The sequence below is a fragment of the Dongia mobilis genome (assembly GCF_004363235.1).
GTDB lineage: Bacteria > Pseudomonadota > Alphaproteobacteria > Dongiales > Dongiaceae > Dongia > Dongia mobilis.
This window is the reverse complement of sequence record NZ_SNYW01000011.1, coordinates 60801-84434: the sequence shown is the minus strand read 5'-3', so window position 1 is coordinate 84434 and position 23634 is coordinate 60801. Positions and strand designations below refer to the sequence as shown.

22 protein-coding genes and 1 riboswitch are annotated in these 23634 nt (G+C 65.3%); of the genes, 14 read left to right on the top strand and 8 right to left on the bottom strand.

Features of this window, described 5'->3' with window-relative positions; all coding sequences use genetic code 11:
• The 8 genes from A8950_RS14885 to A8950_RS14850 all read right to left on the bottom strand — a co-directional run bounded on the left by A8950_RS14885 (position 1) and on the right by A8950_RS14850 (position 10235).
• Positions 1-843: a class I fructose-bisphosphate aldolase gene (locus A8950_RS14885; RefSeq protein ID WP_133614473.1), complete on the bottom strand. Its 843-nt coding sequence runs from the start codon at positions 841-843 to the stop codon at positions 1-3.
• Positions 834-2576: a glycerol-3-phosphate dehydrogenase/oxidase gene (locus A8950_RS14880; RefSeq protein WP_133614472.1), complete on the bottom strand. Its 1743-nt coding sequence runs from the start codon at positions 2574-2576 to the stop codon at positions 834-836. The genes A8950_RS14885 and A8950_RS14880 overlap by 10 nt, the downstream gene beginning before the upstream one ends.
• Before the next feature lie 73 nt (positions 2577-2649).
• Complete coding sequence (locus A8950_RS14875) at positions 2650-3657, bottom strand: aldo/keto reductase (RefSeq protein WP_133614471.1); 1008 nt, start codon at positions 3655-3657, stop codon at positions 2650-2652.
• Positions 3647-4627, bottom strand: a complete 981-nt coding sequence (locus A8950_RS14870) for a sugar-binding transcriptional regulator (protein WP_133614470.1) — start codon at positions 4625-4627, stop codon at positions 3647-3649. Before A8950_RS14870 ends, A8950_RS14875 begins: the two co-directional genes overlap by 11 nt.
• A gap of 22 nt (positions 4628-4649) precedes the next feature.
• Positions 4650-5666 carry an ABC transporter permease gene (locus A8950_RS14865; RefSeq protein WP_243735660.1) on the bottom strand — a complete coding sequence of 339 codons (1017 nt, stop codon included), beginning with the start codon at positions 5664-5666 and terminating at the stop codon, positions 4650-4652.
• Between the two features lie 8 nt (positions 5667-5674).
• On the bottom strand, positions 5675-7207 hold the full coding sequence (locus tag A8950_RS14860) for a sugar ABC transporter ATP-binding protein (RefSeq protein WP_208109876.1): 1533 nt from the start codon (positions 7205-7207) through the stop codon (positions 5675-5677).
• 73 nt (positions 7208-7280) lie between these two features.
• Positions 7281-8300, bottom strand: a complete 1020-nt coding sequence (locus tag A8950_RS14855; protein ID WP_133614469.1) for a substrate-binding domain-containing protein — start codon at positions 8298-8300, stop codon at positions 7281-7283.
• Between the two features lie 321 nt (positions 8301-8621).
• A complete protein-coding gene (locus tag A8950_RS14850; protein WP_133614468.1) occupies positions 8622-10235 on the bottom strand; it encodes a 5-guanidino-2-oxopentanoate decarboxylase in 1614 nt (537 codons plus the stop codon).
• Positions 10236-10468: 233 nt separating this feature from the next.
• Between A8950_RS14850 and A8950_RS14845 the strand changes: the two genes are divergently transcribed.
• The 14 genes from A8950_RS14845 to A8950_RS14780 all read left to right on the top strand — a co-directional run bounded on the left by A8950_RS14845 (position 10469) and on the right by A8950_RS14780 (position 23630).
• Positions 10469-11296 carry a FadR/GntR family transcriptional regulator gene (locus A8950_RS14845; RefSeq protein WP_133614467.1) on the top strand — a complete coding sequence of 276 codons (828 nt, stop codon included), beginning with the start codon at positions 10469-10471 and terminating at the stop codon, positions 11294-11296.
• An 86-nt stretch (positions 11297-11382) separates the two neighbouring features.
• A complete protein-coding gene (locus A8950_RS14840; protein ID WP_208109875.1) occupies positions 11383-12411 on the top strand; it encodes an ABC transporter substrate-binding protein in 1029 nt (342 codons plus the stop codon).
• Positions 12412-12424: 13 nt separating this feature from the next.
• Positions 12425-13897 carry a sugar ABC transporter ATP-binding protein gene (locus A8950_RS14835; protein ID WP_133614466.1) on the top strand — a complete coding sequence of 491 codons (1473 nt, stop codon included), beginning with the start codon at positions 12425-12427 and terminating at the stop codon, positions 13895-13897.
• Positions 13898-13899: 2 nt separating this feature from the next.
• Positions 13900-14838, top strand: coding sequence for an ABC transporter permease (locus tag A8950_RS14830; RefSeq protein ID WP_133614465.1), 939 nt, complete (start codon positions 13900-13902; stop codon positions 14836-14838).
• Positions 14835-15785 carry an ABC transporter permease gene (locus tag A8950_RS14825; protein WP_133614464.1) on the top strand — a complete coding sequence of 317 codons (951 nt, stop codon included), beginning with the start codon at positions 14835-14837 and terminating at the stop codon, positions 15783-15785. Before A8950_RS14830 ends, A8950_RS14825 begins: the two co-directional genes overlap by 4 nt.
• A gap of 12 nt (positions 15786-15797) precedes the next feature.
• Positions 15798-16712, top strand: a complete 915-nt coding sequence (locus A8950_RS14820; RefSeq protein ID WP_133614463.1) for an SMP-30/gluconolactonase/LRE family protein — start codon at positions 15798-15800, stop codon at positions 16710-16712.
• A gap of 15 nt (positions 16713-16727) precedes the next feature.
• Complete coding sequence (locus A8950_RS14815; protein ID WP_133614462.1) at positions 16728-17921, top strand: fumarylacetoacetate hydrolase family protein; 1194 nt, start codon at positions 16728-16730, stop codon at positions 17919-17921.
• 22 nt (positions 17922-17943) lie between these two features.
• On the top strand, positions 17944-18678 hold the full coding sequence (locus tag A8950_RS14810) for an SDR family oxidoreductase (RefSeq protein ID WP_133614461.1): 735 nt from the start codon (positions 17944-17946) through the stop codon (positions 18676-18678).
• 16 nt (positions 18679-18694) lie between these two features.
• Complete coding sequence (locus tag A8950_RS14805) at positions 18695-19591, top strand: NAD(P)-dependent oxidoreductase (protein WP_133614460.1); 897 nt, start codon at positions 18695-18697, stop codon at positions 19589-19591.
• Positions 19592-19760: 169 nt separating this feature from the next.
• On the top strand, positions 19761-20678 hold the full coding sequence (locus tag A8950_RS14800; protein WP_133614459.1) for a ferritin-like domain-containing protein: 918 nt from the start codon (positions 19761-19763) through the stop codon (positions 20676-20678).
• 40 nt (positions 20679-20718) lie between these two features.
• A riboswitch (cobalamin riboswitch) is annotated at positions 20719-20937 on the top strand.
• A gap of 114 nt (positions 20938-21051) precedes the next feature.
• A complete protein-coding gene (locus tag A8950_RS14795) occupies positions 21052-21723 on the top strand; it encodes an energy-coupling factor ABC transporter permease (protein WP_133614458.1) in 672 nt (223 codons plus the stop codon).
• Positions 21723-22001, top strand: coding sequence for an energy-coupling factor ABC transporter substrate-binding protein (locus tag A8950_RS14790; protein ID WP_133614457.1), 279 nt, complete (start codon positions 21723-21725; stop codon positions 21999-22001). Before A8950_RS14795 ends, A8950_RS14790 begins: the two co-directional genes overlap by 1 nt.
• A gap of 10 nt (positions 22002-22011) precedes the next feature.
• Positions 22012-22773, top strand: coding sequence for a cobalt ECF transporter T component CbiQ (gene cbiQ / locus A8950_RS14785; protein ID WP_166645201.1), 762 nt, complete (start codon positions 22012-22014; stop codon positions 22771-22773).
• On the top strand, positions 22770-23630 hold the full coding sequence (locus tag A8950_RS14780; RefSeq protein WP_133614455.1) for an energy-coupling factor ABC transporter ATP-binding protein: 861 nt from the start codon (positions 22770-22772) through the stop codon (positions 23628-23630). Before cbiQ ends, A8950_RS14780 begins: the two co-directional genes overlap by 4 nt.
• The last annotated feature ends 4 nt before the right edge of the window (positions 23631-23634 follow it).

Here is a 23634-nt window from a genome sequence, read left to right as displayed (position 1 = left end):
TCAGCCCCTCTGATAGATGTCCCAGGCCTCGTCGCCGCCGGCGCCCTGATGGATCATCGCCATCAGCGCGCGGACGACCGCCTTCGGATTTGCATGCTGGTAGATGTTGCGGCCGTAGACCATACCCTTGGCACCCTGCGCCATCAATTTAGCAGACTTGGCGAGCACGGCCTTCAGCTCCTCCTTGCCGCCGCCCCGGACCAGCACCGGCACGCGCGCCGCCTCGACCACGCGGTGGAAATCCTCCGGGTCGTCGGTCGGGTCCGCCTTGATGATGTCGGCGCCCATTTCCGCGGCTAGGCGCACCAGGGTCACGATCTTTTCGGCGTTGCCGTCGACCTGATAGCCGCCCCTGACTTCGTTGGGCAGCATCACCAGCGGTTCGATCATCAGCGGCATGCCATACTTGTGGCAGGCGGCGCGGACGCGGGAGATGTTCTCGACGCATTGCCGGAACAGCTCCGGCTCGTCCGGCAGCATGAACAGATTAACGACGACGCAGGCGGCATCCATTTCCAGCGCGCCGATGATGGGCTCGTCGTGGTTCTGCAGCATCGACCACATGACCCGGTGCCGCTGTGCGTTATAGGGATTGCCCATGTCGATGCGCATGACCAGTGCCGGCTTGTCGCGTTCCGGGCGGGCCTGCAGCAGGTCGGCCTGGCCATAGGCCATCTGGATGGCATCAGGCCGCGCCTCGACCAGGGTGCCGACCACCCTTGCCATGTCTTCTAGCCCTACCAGGAAACCGGGCTCATTGCAGACGCCGTGATCGATTGCGACGTCGAGGCAGCCGCCCTTGTTGAACAGCCGGTTCATCCGGGCCTTGGTGCTCAGCCGCATGATGCTTTCTCTCCTTTGTCTCTCTCAACGAGCATTGCCGGTGTGACGCCATGATAGGCGTCAAGCTCGGCGATCAGTTCGGCTTTCTCGCGCTTGCAGCGATCGCCATCCCAGCGGAGTTCGGCGGCGGCGGTTGCGGCAAGGCGGTCGATCTGGCCTGCCGACAGTATGCCCCGGATCGCGAGCGTCGTCCGCCGCAGTACCAGATCGGCAAGGGTGACCGCGAACTCGCGGCGGATCAGGAAGGCGATTTCGCCGGTCGATATGCAGGTGCTTGAACCGAGCGGCGCATCCCCGGAATAGTCGCGGCAGAATTCAGCGACCAGGCGCGCCCGCGAGCCATAGGCCGCGACCAGGTGTGCGGCCCGTTGCGGCGTCATGTCGCCTCTCGCGGCGATTTCGCGCGCCAGCACCGCTGGATCGGCCGGAAAATCCACCCCGCCTCCGATCGGCAGCGCCAGGCTGTCCCGGCGTCGCGGGCGGCCCAGTTCCCGCAGGGCGGCATCGGCGGTCTCTTCGGCAAAGGCGCGGAAGGTCGTCCACTTGCCGCCCACCATGCAGAGTTGTGGTGGCGTGCCGGCAAGTTTCTCGACGGAATGGCCGCGTGAAATTCGGCCGGTGAAATCATGGTCGCTTTTCGGCAGGGGGCGGATGCCGCTGAAGCTGAACACCACATCGGACGCCCGCACCTCGATTTCCGGAAACACCAGGCGCAAGGAATCGAGGATATAGTCGCGCTCCTGGTCCTCGCAGCGCACCCGCGTCGCCTTGGCAACGCGGATGTCGGTGGCGCCGGCCAGCACATTGCCGAGATAGGGAAAGACGATGCATATCCGGCCGTCGGAATTCTCGAAGAAGATCATGTGGCCGTTGAGCGCGTCATGCAATCCGCGATGGTCGATGACGAGATGCGATCCCTTGGTACCGGCGACGAAGGGTTCTGCCGGCAAGGCAGGGCCGGCGAGGCGGCGGTTGGTCTCGTCCAGCCAGGCGCCGGTGGCGTTGATGACAAGACGCGTCGAAACGGTGGTCCTTGCATCGGTCAGCCGGTCGACAATGGCGAAGTCATCGCCGTGGCGTTCGATCTCGGCATAGTTGAGGGCGACGGCATCGGGTGTCTCGTGCTGCGCGTCCAGGATCAGTTCCACGCCCAGCCGCTCCGGATGGCTGATCCAGGCGTCGAAATAGGTAGCGGAGTAGCGCAGGTCTCGGGTGAGCGCCGGCCATTGCCGCGCCGTTTCCGCCGCGCTGCGCAGCGCGTGACGCGGCGTCAGCCGGCGATGCCGCGTCACCCAGTCATAGAGCAGCAGTCCCATCTTCACCGGCAGCACCCCGCGTTCTGCCGGGCGAGAGCTGCCGCCGAGGAAGCCGATGGCGGCATTCAGTGTTCCCGAGAAGACCGACTTGATCGGGATCGTGGTAGGGAGGGGGTGGACCAGATGCGGCGCGTTGAGGAGCAGCGCATCCCGTTCCCGCAGCGATTCCTTCACCAGGCCGAACTCGCCGTTCTCGAGGTAACGCAGGCCGCCATGGATCATCCGCGACGGGGCGGCGCTGCAGCCGGAGCAGAAATCGTTGCGCTCTACCAGCAACACCGCGAGGCCCTGCAGGGCCAGCTCGCGGAAGACGCCGATGCCGTTGATGCCGCCGCCCACGACGATCGCGTCGAAGCTGCCGGCCTCCCGCATCCTGGCCTGCATCCTGGCTAGATTGCTGCTGCGCTGTTCAGGCATGACTTCCCTGTTCGCCGGCCACATGGCCGGCGGTTGACTCTCTGCTGGCGACCCAGACTCTTCGTTCGCCTGGTCAGGCGTCGAGATTGGTCAGATGTGTTTTCGCGGCGTCGCTGATGGCTGCCAGATCGGCCGCCGTCAGCCGGATGCGCCCGGCCGCGGCGTTCTCGCGGGCCTGGGCGGCATTGCGCGCGCCGCACAGCGCAAACGTGATGCCCGGCTGCTGCAGGGTCCAGGCAATCACGATCTGCGCCAGCGTCGCGTCATGCGTTGCGGCGATCGGGGCGATGGCATCCATCAGGCGCTGTACCTTCTGGCGGTTGGCAAGCGAAAAGCGCGGATTGTCCTTGCGCAGATCGTCGCCGGTGAAGGCACGATCCGGCCCGATCCTGCCCGAGAGCAGGCCGAGGGCGAGCGAGGAATAGCTGAGCGTCGCGACGTTCCGGGCGATGCAGGTCGGCAGCAGCGTCTGTTCGAGATCGCGCTTGACCATGGAATACTCTTCCTGGATGGCGTCGAGTTGCGCGCCTGGTTGCGCGACCGACAGATAGGTGTCGAGATCGTCGCGCGAGACGTTGCTGGCGCCGATGGCCCGGATCTTGCCCTGGCTTTTCAGCTGCGCCAGCGCCTCCATCGTTTCCGCGATCGGCGTGGTCGCATCCTGCCAATGCGTGATGTAGAGGTCGATATAGTCGGTGCCGAGGCGATTCAGGCTCTTTTCGACCTCGTAGAGGATGGAGTCCCTGCCGAGATGGCGATGTACCGGCCCGCTGTCATAGTCGAAGAAGTGGTTGCCCTTGCGGACATGCCAGACGAGGCCGCATTTTGTGGCCAGCACGACCTGGTCGCGCCTTCCCTTGATCGCCTTGCCGACGATCTCCTCGGATAGCCCCTGGCCATAAGCAGGCGCGGTATCGATCAGGGAGACGCCGACGTCGATCGACGCGCGGATCGCCTCGATCGACTCCGCCTCGTTCGTGCCACCCCACATCCAGCCGCCGATCGCCCAGGTGCCGAGCCCGACGACCGAGGCGTCGATGCCGGACTGGCCGATCTTGCGGGTCAGCATGTCATGCAACATTTCTGGAATCTCCAATTGTTTCGAGGACCTTGTTGGCGGTTTCCTCGTCGACGATCAATGATTTGAGCAGGCGTCCGTTGAGCACCGCCTGAATCGGCTCGACCTTTTCCGGGCCGGCGGCGACACCGATGGTGCGCGGGCAGGCCTTGAGTTCCGCGGGCTCCAGGGCGACCAGCCTGGAATTGAGCGGATAATCCGCCAGCGTCCCGTCACGCCGGATCAGATGGGCCAGGAATTCGCCGATGACACCGCTCTTGACCAGTTGCTTGCGGCCGGGATTGGGCATCGGGTGCAGGTCGAAATAGCTCGATCCCGGCGCCAGGATCGACCCGATCCCGACCACCGCAACGGCTGCCCGGCGGGCGAGGTCGAAGACTTCCCGGATCGAGCCCATGCCCATCAGCATGTCGCGCTGCTCGCGGCTATCGGCGAAAAGCGGCGCATGCACCTGCATTGCCATGCCGCCCAGCCGCTCGGCGATCCGCGTCGCCAGGTGATTGACATCGGTGTAATATTTTCCCTGGACGCCGCCGGTCAGCGGCACCACCGTCACCTTGAACTTGCGCTCGGGCTGCAGGTTCTCCGCCACGGCACTTACGGCCTTGCCGCCGGTGACGGCGATGACGTCGCCGTCACGGATGGTCTCCAGCAGATGGTTCGCCGCGGCGCGGCCGACCTGCTGCAATGTCGTGTCCGGGTTGCCGGAAACGGTCGGGGCGACGATTGCGTTCTGCAGATGCGCGGCATCGATCAGGCCCTGCTCCAGGTCGACCAGGCCCTGATAGGGGCTTTCGATGGCGATCTTCACCATGCCAAGCGAGCGGCCCTGGGTGATCAGGCGATTCACCTTGGAGGTCGAGAGGTTGAGCTTCTGCGCGATGTCCGACTGCTTCATCCCTTCGATGAAATGCAGGACCAGGACCGTATGGATCTGGCGGATCATCTCGAAATCTTCTTTTTTTGCAGCCATGTTCGTGCCCGGCGAAGGTGGGTCACACCCTCTGCTTCCGCCTCTTGTTTATGAAATGGTCGATGGTGACCGCCGCCAGCAGGATCGATCCGCGGATGATGTCCTGCCAGTAGACGGACACGTCGAGGAGCGCCAGCGAGCTCGAGACGACCGACAGCAGGATGGCGCCCAGGATTGCGCCGAAGATCGTGCCGACGCCGCCAGAAAGACTGGCGCCGCCGATCACCGCCGCCGCGATGACATTGAGTTCCATACCCATGCCGAAGGTCGGCTGTGCCGACCCGAAGCGCGCCATATAGATGATCCCGGCCACGCCGCAGAGGCCTGAGCAGAGCGTGGTGGTCAGAAACACGACCTTCTTCGTGCGGATGCCGGAATAGGCTGCCGCCTTTTCGTTGCTGCCGGTATAGAACACCTTGCGGAACATGGTGGTCTTGCGCAGCATGAAGTCGAAGGCGATGACGACCACGACGAAGATGACGATGACGACCGGCACGACGCCGAGCGAGCCCTGGCCGATGAACTTGAATTCCGGCGGCAGGGTATAGAGGCCCAGCGGTCGCCCGCCCGTGCCGAGCAGGCAGATGCCGCGGGCGATCACCATCACCGCCAGCGAGACGATGAAGTGATGGAGGCCGATCCGCGTCACGAAGAATCCCATGGCGGCGCCGATGGCAAGACAGGCCAGGATCGAAATGGCCGATGCCGTCCAGGGATCGAATCCGGCGAGGAAGAGCAGGCCGGCGATGACCATGGCCAGCGCCGTGACCGAGCCAACGGACAGGTCGATACCGCCCGATATCAGCAGGATGGTCATGCCGACGACGACGATGCCCTCGACCGCAAAGGCCATGGCCATGGCCCGCATGTTGACCCAGGTCAGGAAATAGGGCGAGGCGAAGGACATGACGATGAACAGCAGCAGGATGATGGCGATCAGGCCCACCTCGCGCATGCCGAGCATCTGCCGCAGGGCGCCTGCGATTCCGGCCGGCTTGCGCTGTGCCGCACCGGTCTCTTCCGCTCCGTAGGTCCGCATTTCCATCCTCATGCCGTTGCGGCGCGCCCGGCCTCGATCGAGGCAAGGTACATGATGTTGTTCTCGGTCATCCTGTCGCCGGCTACTTCGCCGGTGATCTCGCCTTCGCGCACCACCAGCACACGGTCGCACAGGCCGATCAGCTCCGGCAATTCCGACGAGATGACCAGGATGCCGACGCCGTCTTGTGCCAGGGCGCGCAGGATGCGGTGGATTTCCGCCTTGGCGCCGACGTCCACGCCGCGGGTCGGCTCGTCCAGAAAGATCACCTTGGGGTTGACCGAGAGCATCTTGGCGATGGCGACCTTCTGCTGGTTGCCGCCGGACAATGCCGAGGCCGCCTGGCGGATATCGCCGTATCTGAGGTTGAGCGAGCGGCCGAGCCGCGTCGCCAGGTCCTGCTCGCGCCTCTCGTCAACGATGCCGAATCTGGTGGCGACCAGCTCGAGCGAAAGTGCCGAGACATTCGCGGCGATCGACATGTCGAGGAAGATCCCGTCACCCTTGCGGTCCTCGGATAGATAGACGATGCCGTGGTCGATGCTGTCGCGATAATGGCGCAGGCGGAGCGCCCGGCCGTAGAGTTCGACCTCGCCGCTGGTCTCGCCTTCCAGCCGGCAGATTCCCCTGGCGATTTCGCTGCGCCCGGCGCCGATCAGGCCGGCGAGGCCCAGGATCTCGCCCTTCTTGAGGTCGAAGGTCACGTTCCTGTAGCGCGCCCGGTCGGTCAGGTTCCGCACCGCGAGAATGACTTCGTCCGATCGTTCGTGCGCCGCCAGCTTCGCGGGATAGAGGTTGTCGATGACGCGCCCGACCATCGCGGCGACGACGTCGCCGGGCGTGATTTCGCGGATGTCGCGGGTCATCACGTATTGGCCGTCCCGAAACACCGTCACCCGGTCGCAGTTCTCGAAGATCTCGGCCATGCGGTGCGTGATGTAGATGATGGAGATGCCCTGGTCGGCCAGGCGGCGCATGATGCCGAACAGGATCTTCGCCTCCCGCTCGGTCAGCGCCGCGGTGGGTTCGTCCAGGATCAGCACGCGGCAATCCAGGGTGAGGGCCTTGGCGATCTCGACCAACTGCTGCTGCGAGATCGAGAGGTCGCGAACCAGGGCCGTGGGGGGTACGTCGCAGAGCGTACCGAGGGCGGCCTTCGCCTTTGCCTCGATGGCTCGGAAATCCATCAGCAGCGACCGGCTGATGCTGGTCGCGCACATGCAGATATTCTCCGCCACCGAGACGTCGGGGCAGAGGGCGATCTCCTGGTGCACCAGGCCGATGCCGAGGCGTTGCGCCACTGCCGGCGACGTGATCTCGACCAATTCGTCGTCAATGTAGATCTCGCCGCTGTCGGGCCGGATGATGCCGTCGACGATGTTCATCAGCGTGGACTTTCCGGCGCCGTTCTCGCCGGCAATGGCGTGGATCTCCCCCCGGCGCAGGTCGAAATCGACCCCGCGCAGGGCCTGGACCGGGCCGAAGGACTTGCTGACCCCGGAGAGTTTCAGGACGAGATCGTTTTCCATGGTGGTCTTCATGCGTTGCTTGCCGCGCCGGTGCCGCCCGGGCCGTGAAAGGAGCGGGCGACACCGGAATTAGCGCGGCGGGCCCTCAATTCGGGTCCCGGCCTTCCATGTACTTGTTGAGGTCGAAGGAATCCGCGTTTTCCTTGGTGATCACCGCGAACCCGTTGTCGATGAACGGAATCTGCATCGGATTATAGCCCGACACCTTGTAGTCGTTGAACGGGTCGAACATGTCGGGATGCGCCGCCAGGTAGGTCGCGATGAATCCCATGAAGCCCTGGACGCCCTGGTTCGGGTTGAGCGCCATGTGGATATTGCCGGCCTTGATGTGCTCGAGCGTGGTCGGCGTGATGTCGGCATGCATGATGAGGACCTTGGCCTTGGCCTCCAGGATGGCGGCCACCGCGCCTTCGGCCGAGCCGGCCTCGGGAATCCAGATTGCCGCCAGATTGGGATTGGCCTGCAGGATCGAGGCGGTTGCCCGATAGGCGGCACTGGTGTCCTGGTTCGTGGCCTGGCGCCCGACCAGCTTCATGTTCGGGTAGTTCTGTTCCATATAGGCAATGAGAGCCGTCACGCGCAGGTCATGGTTGCTCTGGCCCGGATTTTCCAGAACCGCATATTCGGCGCTGTCGCCGACCTGCTTGACGATTTCCTCGGCGGCAAACCTGGCCTCGGCGAGGTTGTCCGAAGTGATATAGGCGGTCCGCTTCGATTTCGGTGAATCCGCCGCGAACGTGACCACGTCGACGCCGCTTTCGATGGCCCGGTTGATGGGCTCGATGAAGGGATCGGACTGCATCGGGTGCAGCAGGATGCCGGCCGGCTGCTTTACCAGATCCTGCTCGAAGGAGGCGATCTGCTTGGTGATGTCGTAATCCGGCGTGCCCGAGAAGATGGTCTCGCAGCCCATGGCCTCGGCCGCCTGCTTGAAACCCTGATAGACCGGCACCCAATAGGGATGGGCCGAGACCATCACGTTCATGATGTAGGTTTCGCCCGGTTCGCACTGGAACTTGCTGTTGGCCGCGGCGCCGCCCGCTGTCGCCAGCATCGCCGCCGTCACCGCCGAGGCGATCGCCCCGGCAAATCCAAGCCGTCTCATGGTTTCCTCCTGAATGAACTTTTTGTTGGCTCTTGCTGTCGAGCGTCGCAACTCTCGACCATGGATGCAATATTTTTCATGGCGCAAATTTTCTTGCGCAAGCGAGTCAGTAGCGAATGAACAATGCGCCTGTCAACCGAAATGGCAAAAATTGCGTTCAATGAAATAAATTTCAGTTGCGACGGGATTCTGGCCGAGGGGCCGTTTCCACCCAGCGACTTGGGACTATTGCCCGGCTGCGCGCGCGACGGCCCAGCCGGCGCCTATGGCAGGGCGTGCCGGCCGCTTGTGTCCCCGCTTGTGTCCCTGGCGGTCCGGCGATCAGGCGATCCAGGGATCGTCGGCGCGCAGTTCGATGATGGTGGGCCTGTTGCGCGCGGCTGCCGACTTCATCTCCGCGCCGAGCGCCGCATAGCTGTCCGGGCGCCGCGCTTCCCAGCCGAAGCCCTTGGCGATGGTCTGGAAATCGGGCGTGAAGATGTCGACGCCGATCGGCTGGATCTGGCGCCCGACCATGTAGTTCTTGATCTCGCCATAGCCGTCATTGTTCCACAGCAGGACGATCAGCGGCACTTCGGCCTCGACTGCCGCCGCCAGCTCCCCGATGGTGAATTGCAGTCCGCCATCGCCGGCCAGTACCACCACCGGGCGGTCGGGGGCGGCGAGCTTGGCGCCGAGGCCGGCTGGCAGGCCATAGCCCAGCGTGCCATAGCCGGTCGAGGAACTGAAATAGGAGCGCGGCCGCGGCGCCTCATAGCTCTGGTTGAGCGCATAGACATGCTCGGCGGAATCGCCCACCAGGATCATGTCGGGGAGGGCCGCGCTCACTGCCTCGATGATCTTCTGGTGGCGATGCACCGCCGGCCACCAATGCTTTTTCGCTGCCTGGCGGATTGCCGCCGCGCGCCGGGCGCCGGGCGTGTCTCCGTTGGCCGCGGTGGCGGCGATGCCCAGCGCGCGGTTGATCTCGGCCAGCGCCGCGCCGGCATCCGCGACGATCGGCAGATCGGCACCGAAGCCGCGCACCAATTGCTCGGGGTCGATGTCGATGCGGATGAGCTTGCCGTCGAACACGAAGGGCTTCGGATCGGGATACATTTCGGTCTCGCCGAATTCCGAGCCCACGGCCAGCACCACATCCGCCTCGCGGATCGCCTGATGGATCGGCGGATAGGCCATGTTTTCGCCGGCGCGCAAGGGGTGGCCCGGCGGCAGGATGCCCTTGGCATTGGCGGTATGGATCACCGGCGCGTCAAGGTGCTCGGCCAGTGACCGTGCCGCTTCGGCAGCGTCGGCGGCACCGCCGCCCAAAACCATCAGCGGCGATTTGGCGTCGCGCAGCCAGGCGACGGCCCGTTCCAGTTCTGCCCGGCGCGGCGCCGGCGCCAGGGGAATGTTGCGCGGTGCCACGATGTCCCTGGCCGCCACCTGCATGGTGATGACGTCGATGGGGATTTCGATGTGGACCGGGCGCGGCCGGCCGCTGCGGAAGATGGCAAAGGCGCGGGCCAATACCTGGGGCAGTTGTTCCGGCCGCAGCAGGGTATGGCTGAAAGCGGCGACGCCGGCCACCAGGTTGCGCTGCGAGGGTAGTTCATGCAGCCGCCCGTCACCCATCGCCAGTTCCTCGGTCCGGTTGACGCTCGAGATCACCAGCATGGGCACCGAATCGGCATAGGCCTGGCCCATGGCGGTCAGGATATTGGTCATGCCGGGGCCGGTGATGATGAAGCAGACGCCCGGTTTGCCGGAGACGCGGGCATAGCCGTCGGCCATGAAGCCCGCACCCTGTTCGTGGCGCGGCGTCACATGGCGGATCCGGGTCATTGGCAGGCCGCGATAGAGCTCGACGGTATGCACACCGGGGATCCCGAACACCAGGTCGACGCCATAGGCCTCGAGCAACTGAACCAGCAATTCGCCACAGGTTGCCATGATCCTTGTCCCCGATCCTTGTGCCCGGAAAAATGCGCCTTGAAAAAGCGCGAAAGTCCCGCCGGGATAGAGCATGGTCGGTGTCGCGGTTCAACCCCGCTGGAAGAAATGAAAACGCTGTCTTGACGAGACGCCGGCAGGCATTTAAGCATATTGTATGACAATAACTGGGCCGGCCCTGCGACGCCGGACCCGGATCGACAAGAAGTCGCGGCCGATCACGGGAGGATATCGTGCTGCCCAAGCAGAACCAGGCCGGGCGGAATCAGGCTGCGCGCGACAGTGACGCTGCGCGTCGGCCGTTTGCGCGTCGCAGCACCCATGCCCAAGTGCTGCACGAAGTGGGCGAGCGGATCCTCTGCGGTGTCTTCGCCTCCGGCGCGATCATGCCCAGCGAAACGGCACTTTCCGACGAATTGCAGGTCAGCCGCCCGGTATTGCGCGAGGCGATCAAGGTGCTGGCTGCCAAGGGCCTGGTCGATTCGCGACCCAAGATCGGCACGCGGGTGAAGCCGCGCGAAGACTGGAACATGCTCGACCCCGACATCCTGGCCTGGGGCTTCGCCTCGCCAGAGGCCGAGCAATACGCCATCGCGCTCTCGGAAATGCGCCGCATCCTGGAGCCGGCCGCAGCAGCGCTGGCAGCAAGGCGCGCGACCGACGCGCAGATCGAGCGCATCAGCCTCGCCTATGACCGCATGGCGTCGGCGGCGGAGGACAGCGAGGACAGTTTTGCCGGCGACCTTGCCTTTCACAAGGCGATCCTGGCGGCGACCGGCAATGCCTTCCTGGCCTCGACCGGACATGTGATCGAATCGGCACTTCTCTTCAGCTTCAAGCTGTCGAGCCGCAACAGGGGGGCGCGGACCCATTCGCTGCCGCGCCATGCCGCGGTCCTGGAAACCATCGCCGCGCACGATCCCGAGGCGGCGCAGCATGAAATGGAACTGCTGCTGGACGAAGCCTGGGCCGATATCGCGGCTTTGCTGGGGGTCGAGGCCGTGCCGGCGGTCGGCGCCAGGATGCCGGTGCGGATCGGAAAGGTTCGCCGCAAGCAATGAACTACCTCGCGCGCCGGCAGCGTCATCCTGCCGACGCGGATCACATCACGATGACGAACAACCAAATGAAGCAACGGGAGGAAACAATGCGCAAGAAGACTTGGTTGCTGACCTTCGCGGCGATGGGCGTCGCGCTGGGCCTGGGTTCGGTCGCCGCCGTGCCGGCCAATGCCGACACGGCCGACAAGAAGATCGCCCTCTCCAACAACTATGCCGGCAATTCCTGGCGCCAGGCCATGCTGAAGAGCTGGGAAAAGGTAACCGGCCAGGCGGTGGCCGACGGCATCGTGGCCGAGGCCTCGGCCTTCACCACTTCCGAGAACCAGGTGACCGAGCAGGCGGCGCAGATCCAGAACCTGATCCTGCAGGGCTATGACGCCATCGTCGTCAATGCCGCCTCGCCGGATGCGCTCAACGGCGCCGTCAAACAGGCCTGCGATGCCGGCATCGTCGTCGTCTCTTTCGACGGCATCGTCACCGAGCCCTGCGCCTGGCGCATCGCCGTCGACTTCAAGAAGATGGGCGCCATCCAGCTCGACTACCTGGCCGAGAAGATCCCCGATGGCGGCAATGTCCTCGAGATCCGCGGCCTTGCCGGCGTCTTCGTCGATGACGAGATCCATGCCGGCATCCAGGAAGGTGTGGCCAAGCACAGCCAGTTCAAGATCGTCGGCTCGGTCCATGGCGACTGGGCCCAGGAAGTGGCGCAGAAGGCCGTGGCTGGCATCCTGCCGTCGCTGCCCGAGGTGAAGGCGGTGGTGACCCAGGGTGGCGACGGCTACGGTGCGGCCCAGGCCTTCAAGGCCGCCGGTCGCCCGACGCCGCTCATCATCATGGGTAACCGCCAGGACGAACTGGCCTGGTGGAAGGAGCAGAAGGACGCCAATGGTTACGAGACCATGTCGGTCTCGATCGCGCCCGGCGTCTCGACGCTGGCCTTCTGGGTGGCGCAGCAGATCCTCGACGGCCAGGAAGTGCCGAAGGATCTCGTGGTGCCGTTTCTGCAGATCAACCAGGGTGATCTCGAGAAGTCGCTGGAGACCACGGAGAAGGGTGGTGTCGCCAATGTCGAGTATTCGCTCGACGACGCCAAGGCCGTGATCGCCGGCAAGTAACGAGAAGACTGCCATGACCCAGCCGCCGCGCGAGATCGTCAATCTCGGCAACATCGCCAAGGCCTTCGGCGCCGTCCGGGCGCTTGCAGGTGTCGATCTTGCCGTGGCGGCTGGGGAATGCGTCGGTCTGGTCGGCCATAACGGTGCCGGCAAGTCGACGCTGATGAATGTCCTGGCTGGAACGCTGGCACCGGACAGCGGCAGCATCGTCATCGACGGAAAGGATCTCGGTCGCCGCTATGATGTCCGTGTCGCGCATCAGCATGGCATCCGCTGCGTGTTCCAGGAATTGTCGCTCTGCCCCAATCTGACGGTGGCCGAGAACGCCCGCATCTTCCACAAGAGCCTCACCGGTTTCGGCTGGAAGAGGCGGGCGGCAGGGCTCATTGCTGCGAAACTCGACGAGATCTTTCCCGGCCACGACATCCAGCCCGGCGACACAGTCGGTGATCTTTCCATCGGTCGCCGCCAGATGGTCGAGATCGCGCGCGCCTTCACCGTGACCGACGAACCGCTGGGTCTCGTCATCCTGGACGAGCCGACCTCGTCGCTGGATGCCGTCACCGCGGGGCAATTGCTGGGCTTCGTCCGCCGCCTCGTGGCCGGTGGCACCAGTGTTATCCTGATTTCCCACATGCTGGGCGAGGTACTGGGCGCCTGCAGCCGCATCGTCGTCATGAAGGATGGCGGCGTGGTGGCAGGCCGGCCGGCCGCCGACTTCACCCGCGATTCCCTGGTGGCCGCCATGGGGACGGTGGTGGAGGCGCATGATGCCCCGGCGGCGGCGAGCTTGACGGCCCAACGCCAGGGCTCCGTCATGGTCAAGGCGCGGGTGAAGATTCAGCCGGATGACCGTGCCTTCGTCGCCCATCGCGGCGAAATCATCGGTCTGGCCGGCCTCGCCGGTCATGGCCAGACCAAAATGCTGCTGCAGATCTATGCAGCCGCGACCAGGCGCGATCTCTTCGCCGAGGTGGCGGCGCCCATCGCCATCATCGCCGGCGACCGCCAGACCGACGGCATCTTTCCGCTCTGGTCGATCGGCGAGAACGTCACCATCCGCTCGCTGCCGCGCATGGTGCGGCATTTCCTCATCGACCAGACGGCGGCGCGGGCGATGGCCGCGGAATGGCACCGCCAGATGCGCATCAAGACGCCCGACATGGACCACAACATTCTCTCGCTCTCCGGCGGCAACCAGCAGAAGGCGCTGTTCGCCCGGGCGCTCGGCTCCGACGCGGAAATCGTGTTGATGGATGATCCCATGCGCGGCGTCGATGTCGGCACCAAGCTCGAGGTCTATGAGCGCATCCGGCAGGAGGCGGGAGCAGGGCGTACCTTCCTCTGGTACACCACTGAAACGGACGAGTTGGCGCATTGCGATCATGTCTATGTGTTCCGCAACGGCATCATCGTCGACGATTTCCCGCGGGCGGAATTGACCGAGGCCCGCGTGCTGCGTGCCTCCTTCCACGAGGCGGCGTGAGGATGCTGCAACGCTTCGTCAATCCGCGCCTGCTGCGCTCGGCCCTGCCGGCCTTGTCCTTCGCCATCCTGCTGGTCGCCATCTTCTATACCCAGCCGCGGACCATGAGCTATTTCGGGCTCAACCTGATGCTGCAATACGCCGTGCCGATCGCGCTGGCGACGCTCGCCCAGATGTTTGTCATCACGGTCAACGATCTCGACCTTTCCATCGGCCCCTTCGTCGGCCTGGTCGCCTGCATCGGCGCCACCTTCCTCTACGAGACGCCGCTCTTGGGCATTCTCATGCTGCTCGGCTGCATCCTGCTCTATGCCGCCATGGGGGCGCTCATTCATCTGCGCAACCTGCCCTCGATCGTGGTGACGCTCGGCATGTCCTTCGTCTGGCTGGGGATCGCGGTGCTGGTCCTGCCCACGCCCGGCGGCAAGGCGCCGGAATACCTGAAGGCGTTGATGTCGCTGCAGGTGCCGCTGGTGCCGTTTCCCATCGTCGCGGCTATCGTGATTGCCGTGGTCGTTCACGTCGCCTTGATGTATTCCTCCTACGGTGTGGTGCTGCGTGGTGCCGGCGGCAATCCCAGGGCGGTGGCGCGGGCCGGCTGGTCGCTGCTGAAGACCAAGATGATCATGTTCGGCCTCGCCGGTTTCTTCGGCGTCCTTTCGGGCCTGTCGCTGATCGGCCTCACCACATCGGGCGATGCGCATATCGCCGACCGCTACACCCTCTATTCCATCGCCGGGGCAATCCTCGGCGGTGCGGAATTCGTCGGTGGGCGGGTTTCGCCGGTGGGTGCTGTCCTCGGCGCGCTGACGCTGACCCTGGCCGGCTCGTTCCTCATCTTCCTGCGCGTTTCGCCGGACTGGCAGATTGGCGCCCAAGGGGCGATCCTTATCCTGGTCCTCGCCCTGCGTGCCCTCATCAGCCGGGGAGAGGTGCGATGAATGTCGTGGCGTTCCTCGGCGGCCGCGCCTGGATCTGGTCCTTCATCGCGACCGCACTGGTCTGGCTGGCGACCGTGGCCTTCACCGGCGGAACCGGTGGCGGGCAGATCCTCACGGCCGCGCTCTCCTTCGCCATCTTCACGGTGATCGTCGGCATCGGCCAGATGTTCGTCATCACCACCGGACCGGGCAATGTCGATCTCTCGATTCCGGCCACCATGGCGCTCTCCGGCGCGGTGACCACCAAGTTGATGGATACCCAGAACGAAATGATTGCGCTGGGCGTCGTCGTGGCACTCGGCATCGGCATCGGCGTCGGGCTCGGCAACTACTTGCTCATTCGCCTGCTGCGCATTCCGCCCATCATCGCGACGCTTTCCGCCTCCTTCCTGGTGCAATCGACCGCCATCGCCTATGGCCGGGGCCTGCGCATCAAGCCGCCGCCGCTGCTGGCCGATTTCACCACGGCCCAGGTGGCCGGCGTGCCGGTGCTGGCAGCCTGCGGCATCGTCTTCACCGTCGTCATGGGTGTGGTGCTGGCCCGCACCCTCTATGGCCGCTCGGTGCTGGCGGTGGGGCAGAACATGCGCGCGGCCTGGCTCGCCGGCATCAATGTCGAGCGGACGCGGCTTTTCACCTATGTGCTCTCCGCCATGCTGGCGGGGCTCGCCGGTCTGCTGCTCTCCGGCTTTTCCGGCGGGTCGTCCCTCAACATGGGCGAGGAATACCTGCTGGCCTCGATCGCGGTGGTCGTCATCGGCGGTACCTCGGTCGCCGGCGGCCGCGCCAACGTGCCGGGCATCTGGGGGGCAGCCCTCTTTCTCTATCTGCTGGTCACGATGCTCAACACGTTCGGCGCCAGTGCCGGCCTGCGCCTCATCCTGACCGGTCTCATCATCATCGCCGTCATCACCCTCGCGGGCGGTGGCGAGCAGCAGAAACGCTAGGGGAGGACAGCCATGTCACTGGTGAGCGATGCCTACGAATATTATGATCCGCGCTTCCGGTCGCTGACCGTACCGATTGCCAAGGTGGAGAAACTCTATGACGGCTGCCGCTGGGCGGAAGGCCCGGTCTGGTTCGGCGACGGCAATTTTCTGGTCTGGAGCGATGTCGCCGAGAACCGCATGCTGCGCTGGGTGCCGGGTCTGGGTGTGGGCGTGTTCCGCGCCTATTCCAACAATTCCAACGGCAACACCCGCGACCGCCAGGGTCGCCTCGTCACCTGCGAGCATCTGACCCGCCGCGTCACGCGGACCGAAGCCGATGGCAGCATCACCGTGATTGCCGATCGCCATGCCGGCAAGCGCCTCAATTCGCCCAATGACGTGGTGGTGAAATCCGACGGCTCGGTCTGGTTCACCGATCCCAGCTACGGCATCCTTTCCGATTACGAGGGCGAGCGCGCCGAGCCGGAACAGAGCGGCTGCCATGTCTTCCGTGTCGATCCCGCGGGTGGCATCAGCATTGTCGCCGACGATTTCGTGAAGCCCAACGGTCTCGCCTTTTCACCGGACGAGAAGATCCTCTATGTCGCCGATTCCGGCCGCTCCCATGACGCGAACGGGCCGCATCATATCCGCGCCTTCGAGGTGGGCGAGGGCGGCAAACTCGCGAAATCGCGCGTCTTCGCCGAGATCGAGCCTGGCGTGCCCGACGGCTTTCGCGTCGATACGGCGGGCAATGTCTGGACCAGCGCCCAGGACGGCGTCATCTGCCTCAGCCCGGAAGGCACAAGGCTTGGGCGCATCAAGCTGCCCGAGATGGTCAGCAACCTCACCTTCGGCGGGGAGAAGCGCAACCGCCTCTTCATCACGGCGACCTCGTCGCTCTATGCCGTCTATGTCAGCGCCAATGGCGCGCAACGTCCCTGATCGATGGAATTTGGCATGCACATTACACTGACAGCGCAATCCGTCCTGCCCGATGACGGCCTCGCCGGTACGCTACTGGGCCGCGTTTGGGTGCCAGGGCGTCCAGGCGGGCCTTGCGTCGTTCTGGCGACGGACGCGGGGCTCAAGGATCTGACGCCGGCCTATGCCACCATGTCGGCCCTGCTGGCGGAAGAAAACCCCGTCACGGCGGCGCGCGAGGCGGCAGCAAAGGCGCCGGTGATCGGCAGCCTTGCCGATGTTCTCGCCAACACGCCGCCTGATAGTCGCGACGAGACGAAACCCTATCTGCTCTCGCCCATCGACCTGCAGGCGATCAAGGCTTGCGGCGTCACCTTCGCCGTCAGCATGCTGGAGCGCGTGATCGAGGAGCGGGCCAAGGGCGACCCCCAGGCCGCCGAGGGCATCCGCCAGGTGATCGACCGCGAGATCGGCGGTGATCTCCGGCGCATCAAGCCGGGCTCGGCCGAGGCCGACCGGCTGAAGCAGGCGCTGATCGAACGAGGCATGTGGTCGCAATATCTCGAGGTCGGGATCGGCCCCTATGCCGAGGTCTTCACCAAGTCGCAGCCGATGTCCTCGGTCGGCGCCGGCGCCGATATCGGCATCCATCCTGAATCCAGCTGGAACAATCCCGAGCCGGAGATCGTGCTGGTGGTGGACCCCAGGGGCCGCATCGTCGGTGCCACCCTCGGCAATGACGTCAATCTGCGCGATTTCGAGGGCCGCTCGGCCCTGCTGCTGGGCCGCGCCAAGGACAACAACGCCTCTGCGGCATTGGGGCCGTTCATCCGCCTGGTGGACGAAACCTACGACCTCGACGACATCCGTGCCGCCGATCTCCGGGTCAAGGTGGAGGGGCTCGACCAGTTCGTGCTTGATGACAAGTCGTCGATGTCGCTGATCAGCCGCGACATCGCCGATCTCGCCGGCCAGACGCTCAGCAAGAACCACCAGTATCCGGACGGGCTGGTGCTCTATGTTGGCACCATGTTCGCGCCGATCAAGGACCGCGACACGCCGGGTGGCGGCTTCACCCACAAGGTGGATGACATCGTCACGATCTCGACGCCGAAACTTGGCGCGCTGGTCAATCGCGTGCGGCATTGCCCGGATGTGGCGCCCTGGACCTTCGGCACGGGTGCCCTGATGCGCAACCTCGCCGCGCGCGGCCTGCTGGCGCAGAAGTAATCAAGACCTATCAGAGGATCAGATGAGCAACAGATTGGCCGGCAAGACGGCATTGGTGACGGCGGCGGCCCAGGGCATCGGCCGCGCCAGTGTCGAGAAGTTCGCAGCGGAAGGGGCGAAGGTCATCGCCACCGACATCAACCTGGCGAAGCTGGAGGGTTTTCCGGCGGGCGTCGTCACGCGCCGCCTCGACGTCATGAATGCCGACGAGATAGCGCGCGCGGCGGCCGAGATCGGTGCCGTCGACGTGCTGCTGAACTGCGCAGGCGTGGTGCATGGCGGCAGCGTGCTGGAATGCAGCGAGGAAGATTTCGATTTCGCCGTCACTCTCAACATGCGCGGCGCCTATCGCATGATCAAGGCGTTCCTGCCCGGCATGCTGCAGAAGGGCCAAGGCTCGATCATCAACATCGCCTCGGTCGCCTCGTCGATCAAGGGTGTACCCAACCGCTTCATCTACGGCACGACCAAGGCGGGCCTGATCGGGCTCACCAAGGCGGTGGCGGCGGATTTCATCGGCAAGGGGATCCGCTGCAACGCGGTCTGTCCGGGTACGGTGCAGACGCCCTCGCTGGACGAGCGCATCAATGCCAATCCGGATGCCGAGGCGGCGCGCAAGGCGTTCATCGCGCGCCAGCCCATGGGGCGCCTGGGGCGGCCGGAGGAAATCGCGGATATCTGCGTTTATCTCGCCTCGGATGAATCGGCCTTCACGACCGGTACGGAATTCATCATCGACGGTGGCATGACACTCTAGCAAAAGGGAGGTCGCGATGGCGGCAATCGAGAAGGTGGGCCTCATCGGCGCCGGGCTGATGGGCCACGGCATCGGCAAGAACATCCTGCTGAAGGGCTTCAAGCTCACCGTACTGGCTCATCGCAACCGCAAGCCGGTCGATGATCTGATCGGTCGCGGTGCCACGGAGGCGAAGAGCCCGGCGGAACTGGCGGCAGCGAGCGACCTCGTCATCACCTGCGTCGGCAACTCGCCGCAGCTGGAGGACATCATGCGCCGCGCCGACGGTGTGCTGGCCGGCCTGCGGCCGGGGACCATTATCGCCGATTGCACCACCGCCCAGCCACAATCGACCGAGGCGCTGGCGGCCGAGACGGCGGCGAAGGGCGGCCATTTCGTCGACACGCCGCTGACCCGCACGCCGAACGAGGCCGAGGCCGGCAAGCTCGGCGTCATGACCGGCGGCGATCCCGCCATCCTCGCGCGCATCCGTCCGGTGATCGATGCCTTTGCCGATACGGTGGTGCATTGCGGCCCGGTTGGCGCCGGCCACAAGGTCAAGCTGCTCAACAATCTGCTGGCCCTGGCCGCCGCCGCGGTGACGGTGGAAGCATTCGCGGTGGCGAAGAAGGGTGGCGTCGATCTCAACGCCCTGCGCGAGATCGTGACGGCAGGCGGGGCCAACAGCGTCATGTTCCAGCGCCTCGCCAGCTATCACCTCGACGGCGACAAGAGCCAGCTGCAATTCGCGCTTGCCAACGCCCAGAAGGACCTGCGCTATTGCCTGCAGGTGGCGGAAGGGGCGGCAGTGCCCACCCCGGTCGCGGCGGCGGCGCACCAGCTTTATACGCTCGCCATCGGCATGGGCTATGGCGAGCGCTATGTCCCGACCACCCTGGATGCGCTGCTGTCTCTCGGTCAGAAACCTGTCTAAAAACTGACGAAATCGCGATCAAATGTCGCAGTTTGGCGATTTTTGTGTCGTTCTAATGGGTTAACGGCTTGCGAGGCCAGCGGGGCCATGGCATAACCGCCCCCGTTTCGGTGCGCCGCGGGCGAGGCGCGCGCCGAGTCATTCTCCTCGAATGATGATGGTGGCCAGCATGCTCGACATGGTCCGGTACGATCTGGGGCGCCAGGATTCGGATGCCTACGATCCGACGCCCTATTACAACTGGTCGCATCCGGCCAAGGGCGACCTGGCAATCGGGTCCGATGCCCATCGCGATGCCTTCTGTCGCCTGCTGACCGACACCTACAATCCCTACAAGCCGGCGGTCATTCCCTGGCCGAAGCTGTCGGACGAGGAACTGGCGCGCCTCGCTGCCCTGCCGTTCTGGGATACCGCCGTCGCCATCGAGGGGCGCGCTTCCTTGCGCATGCAATGGCAGGCCGACCGCCTCGCCGACAAGCAGGTGGCAGCAGCCCTCTCCCTCAACGCCGCCGAGGAGCGCCGCCACAAGGAAGTGCTCCACAACATGCTGAGCTTCTACAAGATCGAGCTTGGCCCGGAACCCGTCTATCTGCCGCCGAAGGAGCCGGAATTCGGCTTCCTGCGCACCGGCTATGGCGAATGCATCAATTCCTTCTTCGCCTTCGGCCTTTTCGATATGGCGCGGAGTTCCGGCTTCTTCCCGCCGGCTCTGGTCGAGACCTTCGAGCCGGTGATCCAGGAAGAGGCGCGGCATATCATGTTCTTCGTCAATTATGTCGCCTGGCGCCGCGCCCGCCTCGGCCTGTTGCCGCGGCTCTGGTTCGACCTCAAATGCCTGGTGGCGATCGCCGAGCAGTTCGCCAACCGGATCGGCATGGCGATCGAGACCCGGCGCAGGCGCAGCAAGGTCAAGTCGAACTTCCTCACCGCTGGCGCCAGTTCGGTTGCCCGGGGCTTCTCCAAGAAGAAATTCTTCCAGCTCTGCCTCAGCGAGAACGACCGCCGCATGGCCGGCTACGATTCCCGCCTGCTGCGGCCGATGATGATGCCCCGCCTCGTTGGGCAACTGCTCCGCTTCATGAAATAGGCGCCGTTTCCCGTCCGGCTTGTGCCGTCCCGACCGATCTGCTAGACGATCCGGCGGTGGTTCCCCGACGGATGAAGTCCAGGGGATTAATAGGGAACACGGTGCGGACGACCCAGAAGGGGCCTATACCGTGGCTGCCCCCGCAACTGTAAGCGGCGAGGTTTCCGGCGCATTGCCACTGGCTCGATAACGAGCCGGGAAGGCCGCCAGAGACCGTCGAGCCGTGAGCCAGGAGACCTGCCACCGGCGTCGCGAAACGGGAAGAATACGGGGGAGTATCTTCACCGGATAGCAGGGGGCCGGCCCGGCTTGCCCCGCTGCCATTCCCGCCAGCGCGCTTCGGCAACTGCGTGTTCTCTCGGGGAGTGGATTCATGCATATCATGGAAGGTTTCCTGCCGGTGCAGCACAGCATCGGTTGGGGTCTCGCCAGTGCGCCGTTTCTGGTGCACGGCGCCAACAGGATTCGGAAAATTCTGCGCGAACAGCCGGAGGCGCGGCCGATGCTGGCGGTCTCCGGTGCGTTCCTGTTCGTGCTCTCGGCCTTGAAGCTGCCCTCGGTGACTGGCAGCTGCTCGCATCCGACCGGGGCCGGTCTCGGCACCGTGTTGTTCGGCCCCTCGGTGGTCGCGGTGCTGAGCGCCATCGTGCTGCTGTTCCAGTCGCTGCTGCTGGCCCATGGCGGTCTCACCACTTTGGGGGCCAACATCTTCTCCATGGGCATTGCCGGTCCGCTCATCGCCTATGCCGTCTTCAAGGGCGCCAAGGCGCTGGGGGCAGGCATCGGCATCGGCGTCTTCCTGGCGGCCTTCTTTGCCGATCTCGGCACCTATGTCGTCACCTCGCTGCAGCTGGCGCTGGCCTTCCCGGACCCGGCCAGCGGCATTGCCGGTGCGGCGACCAAGTTCCTCGGCGTGTTCGCGATCACCCAGGTGCCGCTCGCCATCACCGAGGCGCTGCTGACCGTCGTCGTCGTCAACCTGCTGCTGCAGCGCGGCGTCAACAAGGATGCCAGCCTGCAGACCCTGTCGCGGAGTGCGCTGTGATGACCCGCCAGAACCTGATCCTCATCGCCTTGGCGATCGCCATCTCCATTCTGCCGCTGTTCATGTTCAGTGACGGCTCGGCCGAGTTCAGCGGCGCCGATGGCCAGGCGGAGGGCATCATCCAGGAACTGCACCCGACCTATGAACCCTGGGCGGCGCCGCTCTGGGAACCGCCCTCGGGCGAGATCGAAAGCGCGCTTTTCGCGCTGCAGGCGGCGATCGGTGCCGGTATCCTCGGCTATGTGCTCGGGCGCCGGCACGGCCGCAAATCCGCCTGACCCCGCAAGCATGATCCGCGCGATCGACATCGCGGCGCGCGGCAATCGCTGGGCCGGGCGCCACCCGGCGGAAAAGATGGTGCTGTATCTGGGCGGCCTTGCCATCGTCATGGCGGCACCCCGGGCGCATCTGCCGGCAGCGGGGATTGGCGTCGGCATCGTCGCAGTCATCGCCTCCCTGTGCCTCGCGCGGGTGCCGACACGGCTCTATCTTGGCCTGGTCGCGGTGCCGACCGGCTTCCTGCTGACCAGCGTGGCGACGCTCGCCGTCTCGCTCGACTGGTCGGATGGCTGGCGCCTGGCGCTGGCGCCCGATGCCTGGGCGACGATCTGGCCGCCCTGCGTGCGGGTGCTGGCGACGCTTGCCTGCCTGATCGGCCTCGCCACGACCACGCCGGTCAGCGATCTGCTGGCCTTTCTGGGGCGCGTCGGCGTGCCGGCCTTCCTCACCGATCTCGCGCTGATGATCTATCGCCAGATCTGGGTGACCGCCGAAATCGTCGAGCGCAGCATTGCCGCGCAAAGGGCGCGGCTCGGCTTCGGCGGCTATCGCGGCACGCTGCGCTCGCTGGGTATCGTGGCGGCAACCTTGTTCCCGCGTCTCCTCGCGCGTTCGCACCGCCTGGAGCTGGGGCTGGCGGCGCGCAATTTCGGCGGCCGGCTGGCCTTTCTCGAATCCGGCGCGGCTGCCTCGCCGGCACGAATCGCCGTGACGGGCCTGGTCCTCGCAGCGACCGCGCTTGCTGCCGCATTGCTGCCGGTGGCACCGTGAAGCTTTCCTTCGATCAGGTGCACTATCGCTACGCCGATGGCAGCCCGGCGCTGGAGGCTGTCTCGCTCGATCTCGCGGCGCGGCGGATCGCCCTCCTGGGGTGCAATGGCGCCGGCAAGACGACGCTGCTCCTGCACATGAACGGCAGCCTGCGGCCAACCGGTGGCAGGGTTCGCATCGATGGCGCCGACGCCAGCTATGATTCCGCCGGCCTCACCTCTCTGCGGCAGCGCGTCGCCCTGGTGCTGCAGGACCCCGACGACCAGCTCTTTGCCGCGACGGTGGCCGAGGATGTTTCGTTCGGGCCGATGAATCTGGGGCTCGACCGGGCCGCGGTCGCGGCGCGTGTCGCGGAGGCACTGGCCGAGATGGATATCGCCGATCTCGCCCGTCGCGCCACCCATGCGTTGAGTTTCGGCCAAAGGAAGCGCGTCGCCATTGCCGGCGCCCTTTCCATGCGGCCCGAGATCCTGGTGCTGGACGAGCCCACGGCCGGCCTCGATCCGCTCGCCAAGAGGAACCTGCTGGCGACGCTCGACGGCTTGGCGATGCGCGGCGTGCAGATCGTCTTCTCGACCCATGACGCCGATCTTGCCTATGCCTTCGCCGATCACCTGGTCCTGTTGCATCGCGGTCGCGTCCTGGCAAGCGGGGCAAGTGCGGAACTGGGCGGCGACGCCGCGACCTTTGCCGCGGCGGGGCTGGAAGCGCCCTATCTCCCGCGCCTGATTGCGGCCCTGACGGCTCTCCATCCCGGTCTTGCCGATCACCGCCTGCGCACGCGCGAGGATCTGCTGGAGATTCTTGCCGCGCTGCCGTCCTCCGGCACTCATTCCCAACGCCGCCGCTCCAGCTAGGAAC

Bases quoted from the DNA above. Each gene is read 5' to 3' on its own strand.
- A8950_RS14855 (WP_133614469.1), bottom strand. From the start codon at position 8,300: ATGAGACGGCTTGGATTTGCCGGGGCGATCGCCTCGGCGGTGACGGCG.
- A8950_RS14860 (WP_208109876.1), bottom strand. From the start codon at position 7,207: ATGAAGACCACCATGGAAAACGATCTCGTCCTGAAACTCTCCGGGGTC.
- A8950_RS14885 (WP_133614473.1), bottom strand. From the start codon at position 843: ATGCGGCTGAGCACCAAGGCCCGGATGAACCGGCTGTTCAACAAGGGC.
- cbiQ (WP_166645201.1), top strand. From the start codon at position 22,012: ATGATCCGCGCGATCGACATCGCGGCGCGCGGCAATCGCTGGGCCGGG.
- A8950_RS14810 (WP_133614461.1), top strand. From the start codon at position 17,944: ATGAGCAACAGATTGGCCGGCAAGACGGCATTGGTGACGGCGGCGGCC.
- A8950_RS14825 (WP_133614464.1), top strand. From the start codon at position 14,835: ATGAATGTCGTGGCGTTCCTCGGCGGCCGCGCCTGGATCTGGTCCTTC.
- A8950_RS14830 (WP_133614465.1), top strand. From the start codon at position 13,900: ATGCTGCAACGCTTCGTCAATCCGCGCCTGCTGCGCTCGGCCCTGCCG.
- A8950_RS14840 (WP_208109875.1), top strand. From the start codon at position 11,383: ATGCGCAAGAAGACTTGGTTGCTGACCTTCGCGGCGATGGGCGTCGCG.
- A8950_RS14815 (WP_133614462.1), top strand. From the start codon at position 16,728: ATGCACATTACACTGACAGCGCAATCCGTCCTGCCCGATGACGGCCTC.
- A8950_RS14795 (WP_133614458.1), top strand. From the start codon at position 21,052: ATGCATATCATGGAAGGTTTCCTGCCGGTGCAGCACAGCATCGGTTGG.
- A8950_RS14790 (WP_133614457.1), top strand. From the start codon at position 21,723: ATGACCCGCCAGAACCTGATCCTCATCGCCTTGGCGATCGCCATCTCC.
- A8950_RS14800 (WP_133614459.1), top strand. From the start codon at position 19,761: ATGCTCGACATGGTCCGGTACGATCTGGGGCGCCAGGATTCGGATGCC.
- A8950_RS14875 (WP_133614471.1), bottom strand. From the start codon at position 3,657: ATGTTGCATGACATGCTGACCCGCAAGATCGGCCAGTCCGGCATCGAC.
- A8950_RS14850 (WP_133614468.1), bottom strand. From the start codon at position 10,235: ATGGCAACCTGTGGCGAATTGCTGGTTCAGTTGCTCGAGGCCTATGGC.
- A8950_RS14835 (WP_133614466.1), top strand. From the start codon at position 12,425: ATGACCCAGCCGCCGCGCGAGATCGTCAATCTCGGCAACATCGCCAAG.
- A8950_RS14880 (WP_133614472.1), bottom strand. From the start codon at position 2,576: ATGCCTGAACAGCGCAGCAGCAATCTAGCCAGGATGCAGGCCAGGATG.
- A8950_RS14865 (WP_243735660.1), bottom strand. From the start codon at position 5,666: ATGCGGACCTACGGAGCGGAAGAGACCGGTGCGGCACAGCGCAAGCCG.
- A8950_RS14805 (WP_133614460.1), top strand. From the start codon at position 18,695: ATGGCGGCAATCGAGAAGGTGGGCCTCATCGGCGCCGGGCTGATGGGC.
- A8950_RS14820 (WP_133614463.1), top strand. From the start codon at position 15,798: ATGTCACTGGTGAGCGATGCCTACGAATATTATGATCCGCGCTTCCGG.
- A8950_RS14870 (WP_133614470.1), bottom strand. From the start codon at position 4,627: ATGGCTGCAAAAAAAGAAGATTTCGAGATGATCCGCCAGATCCATACG.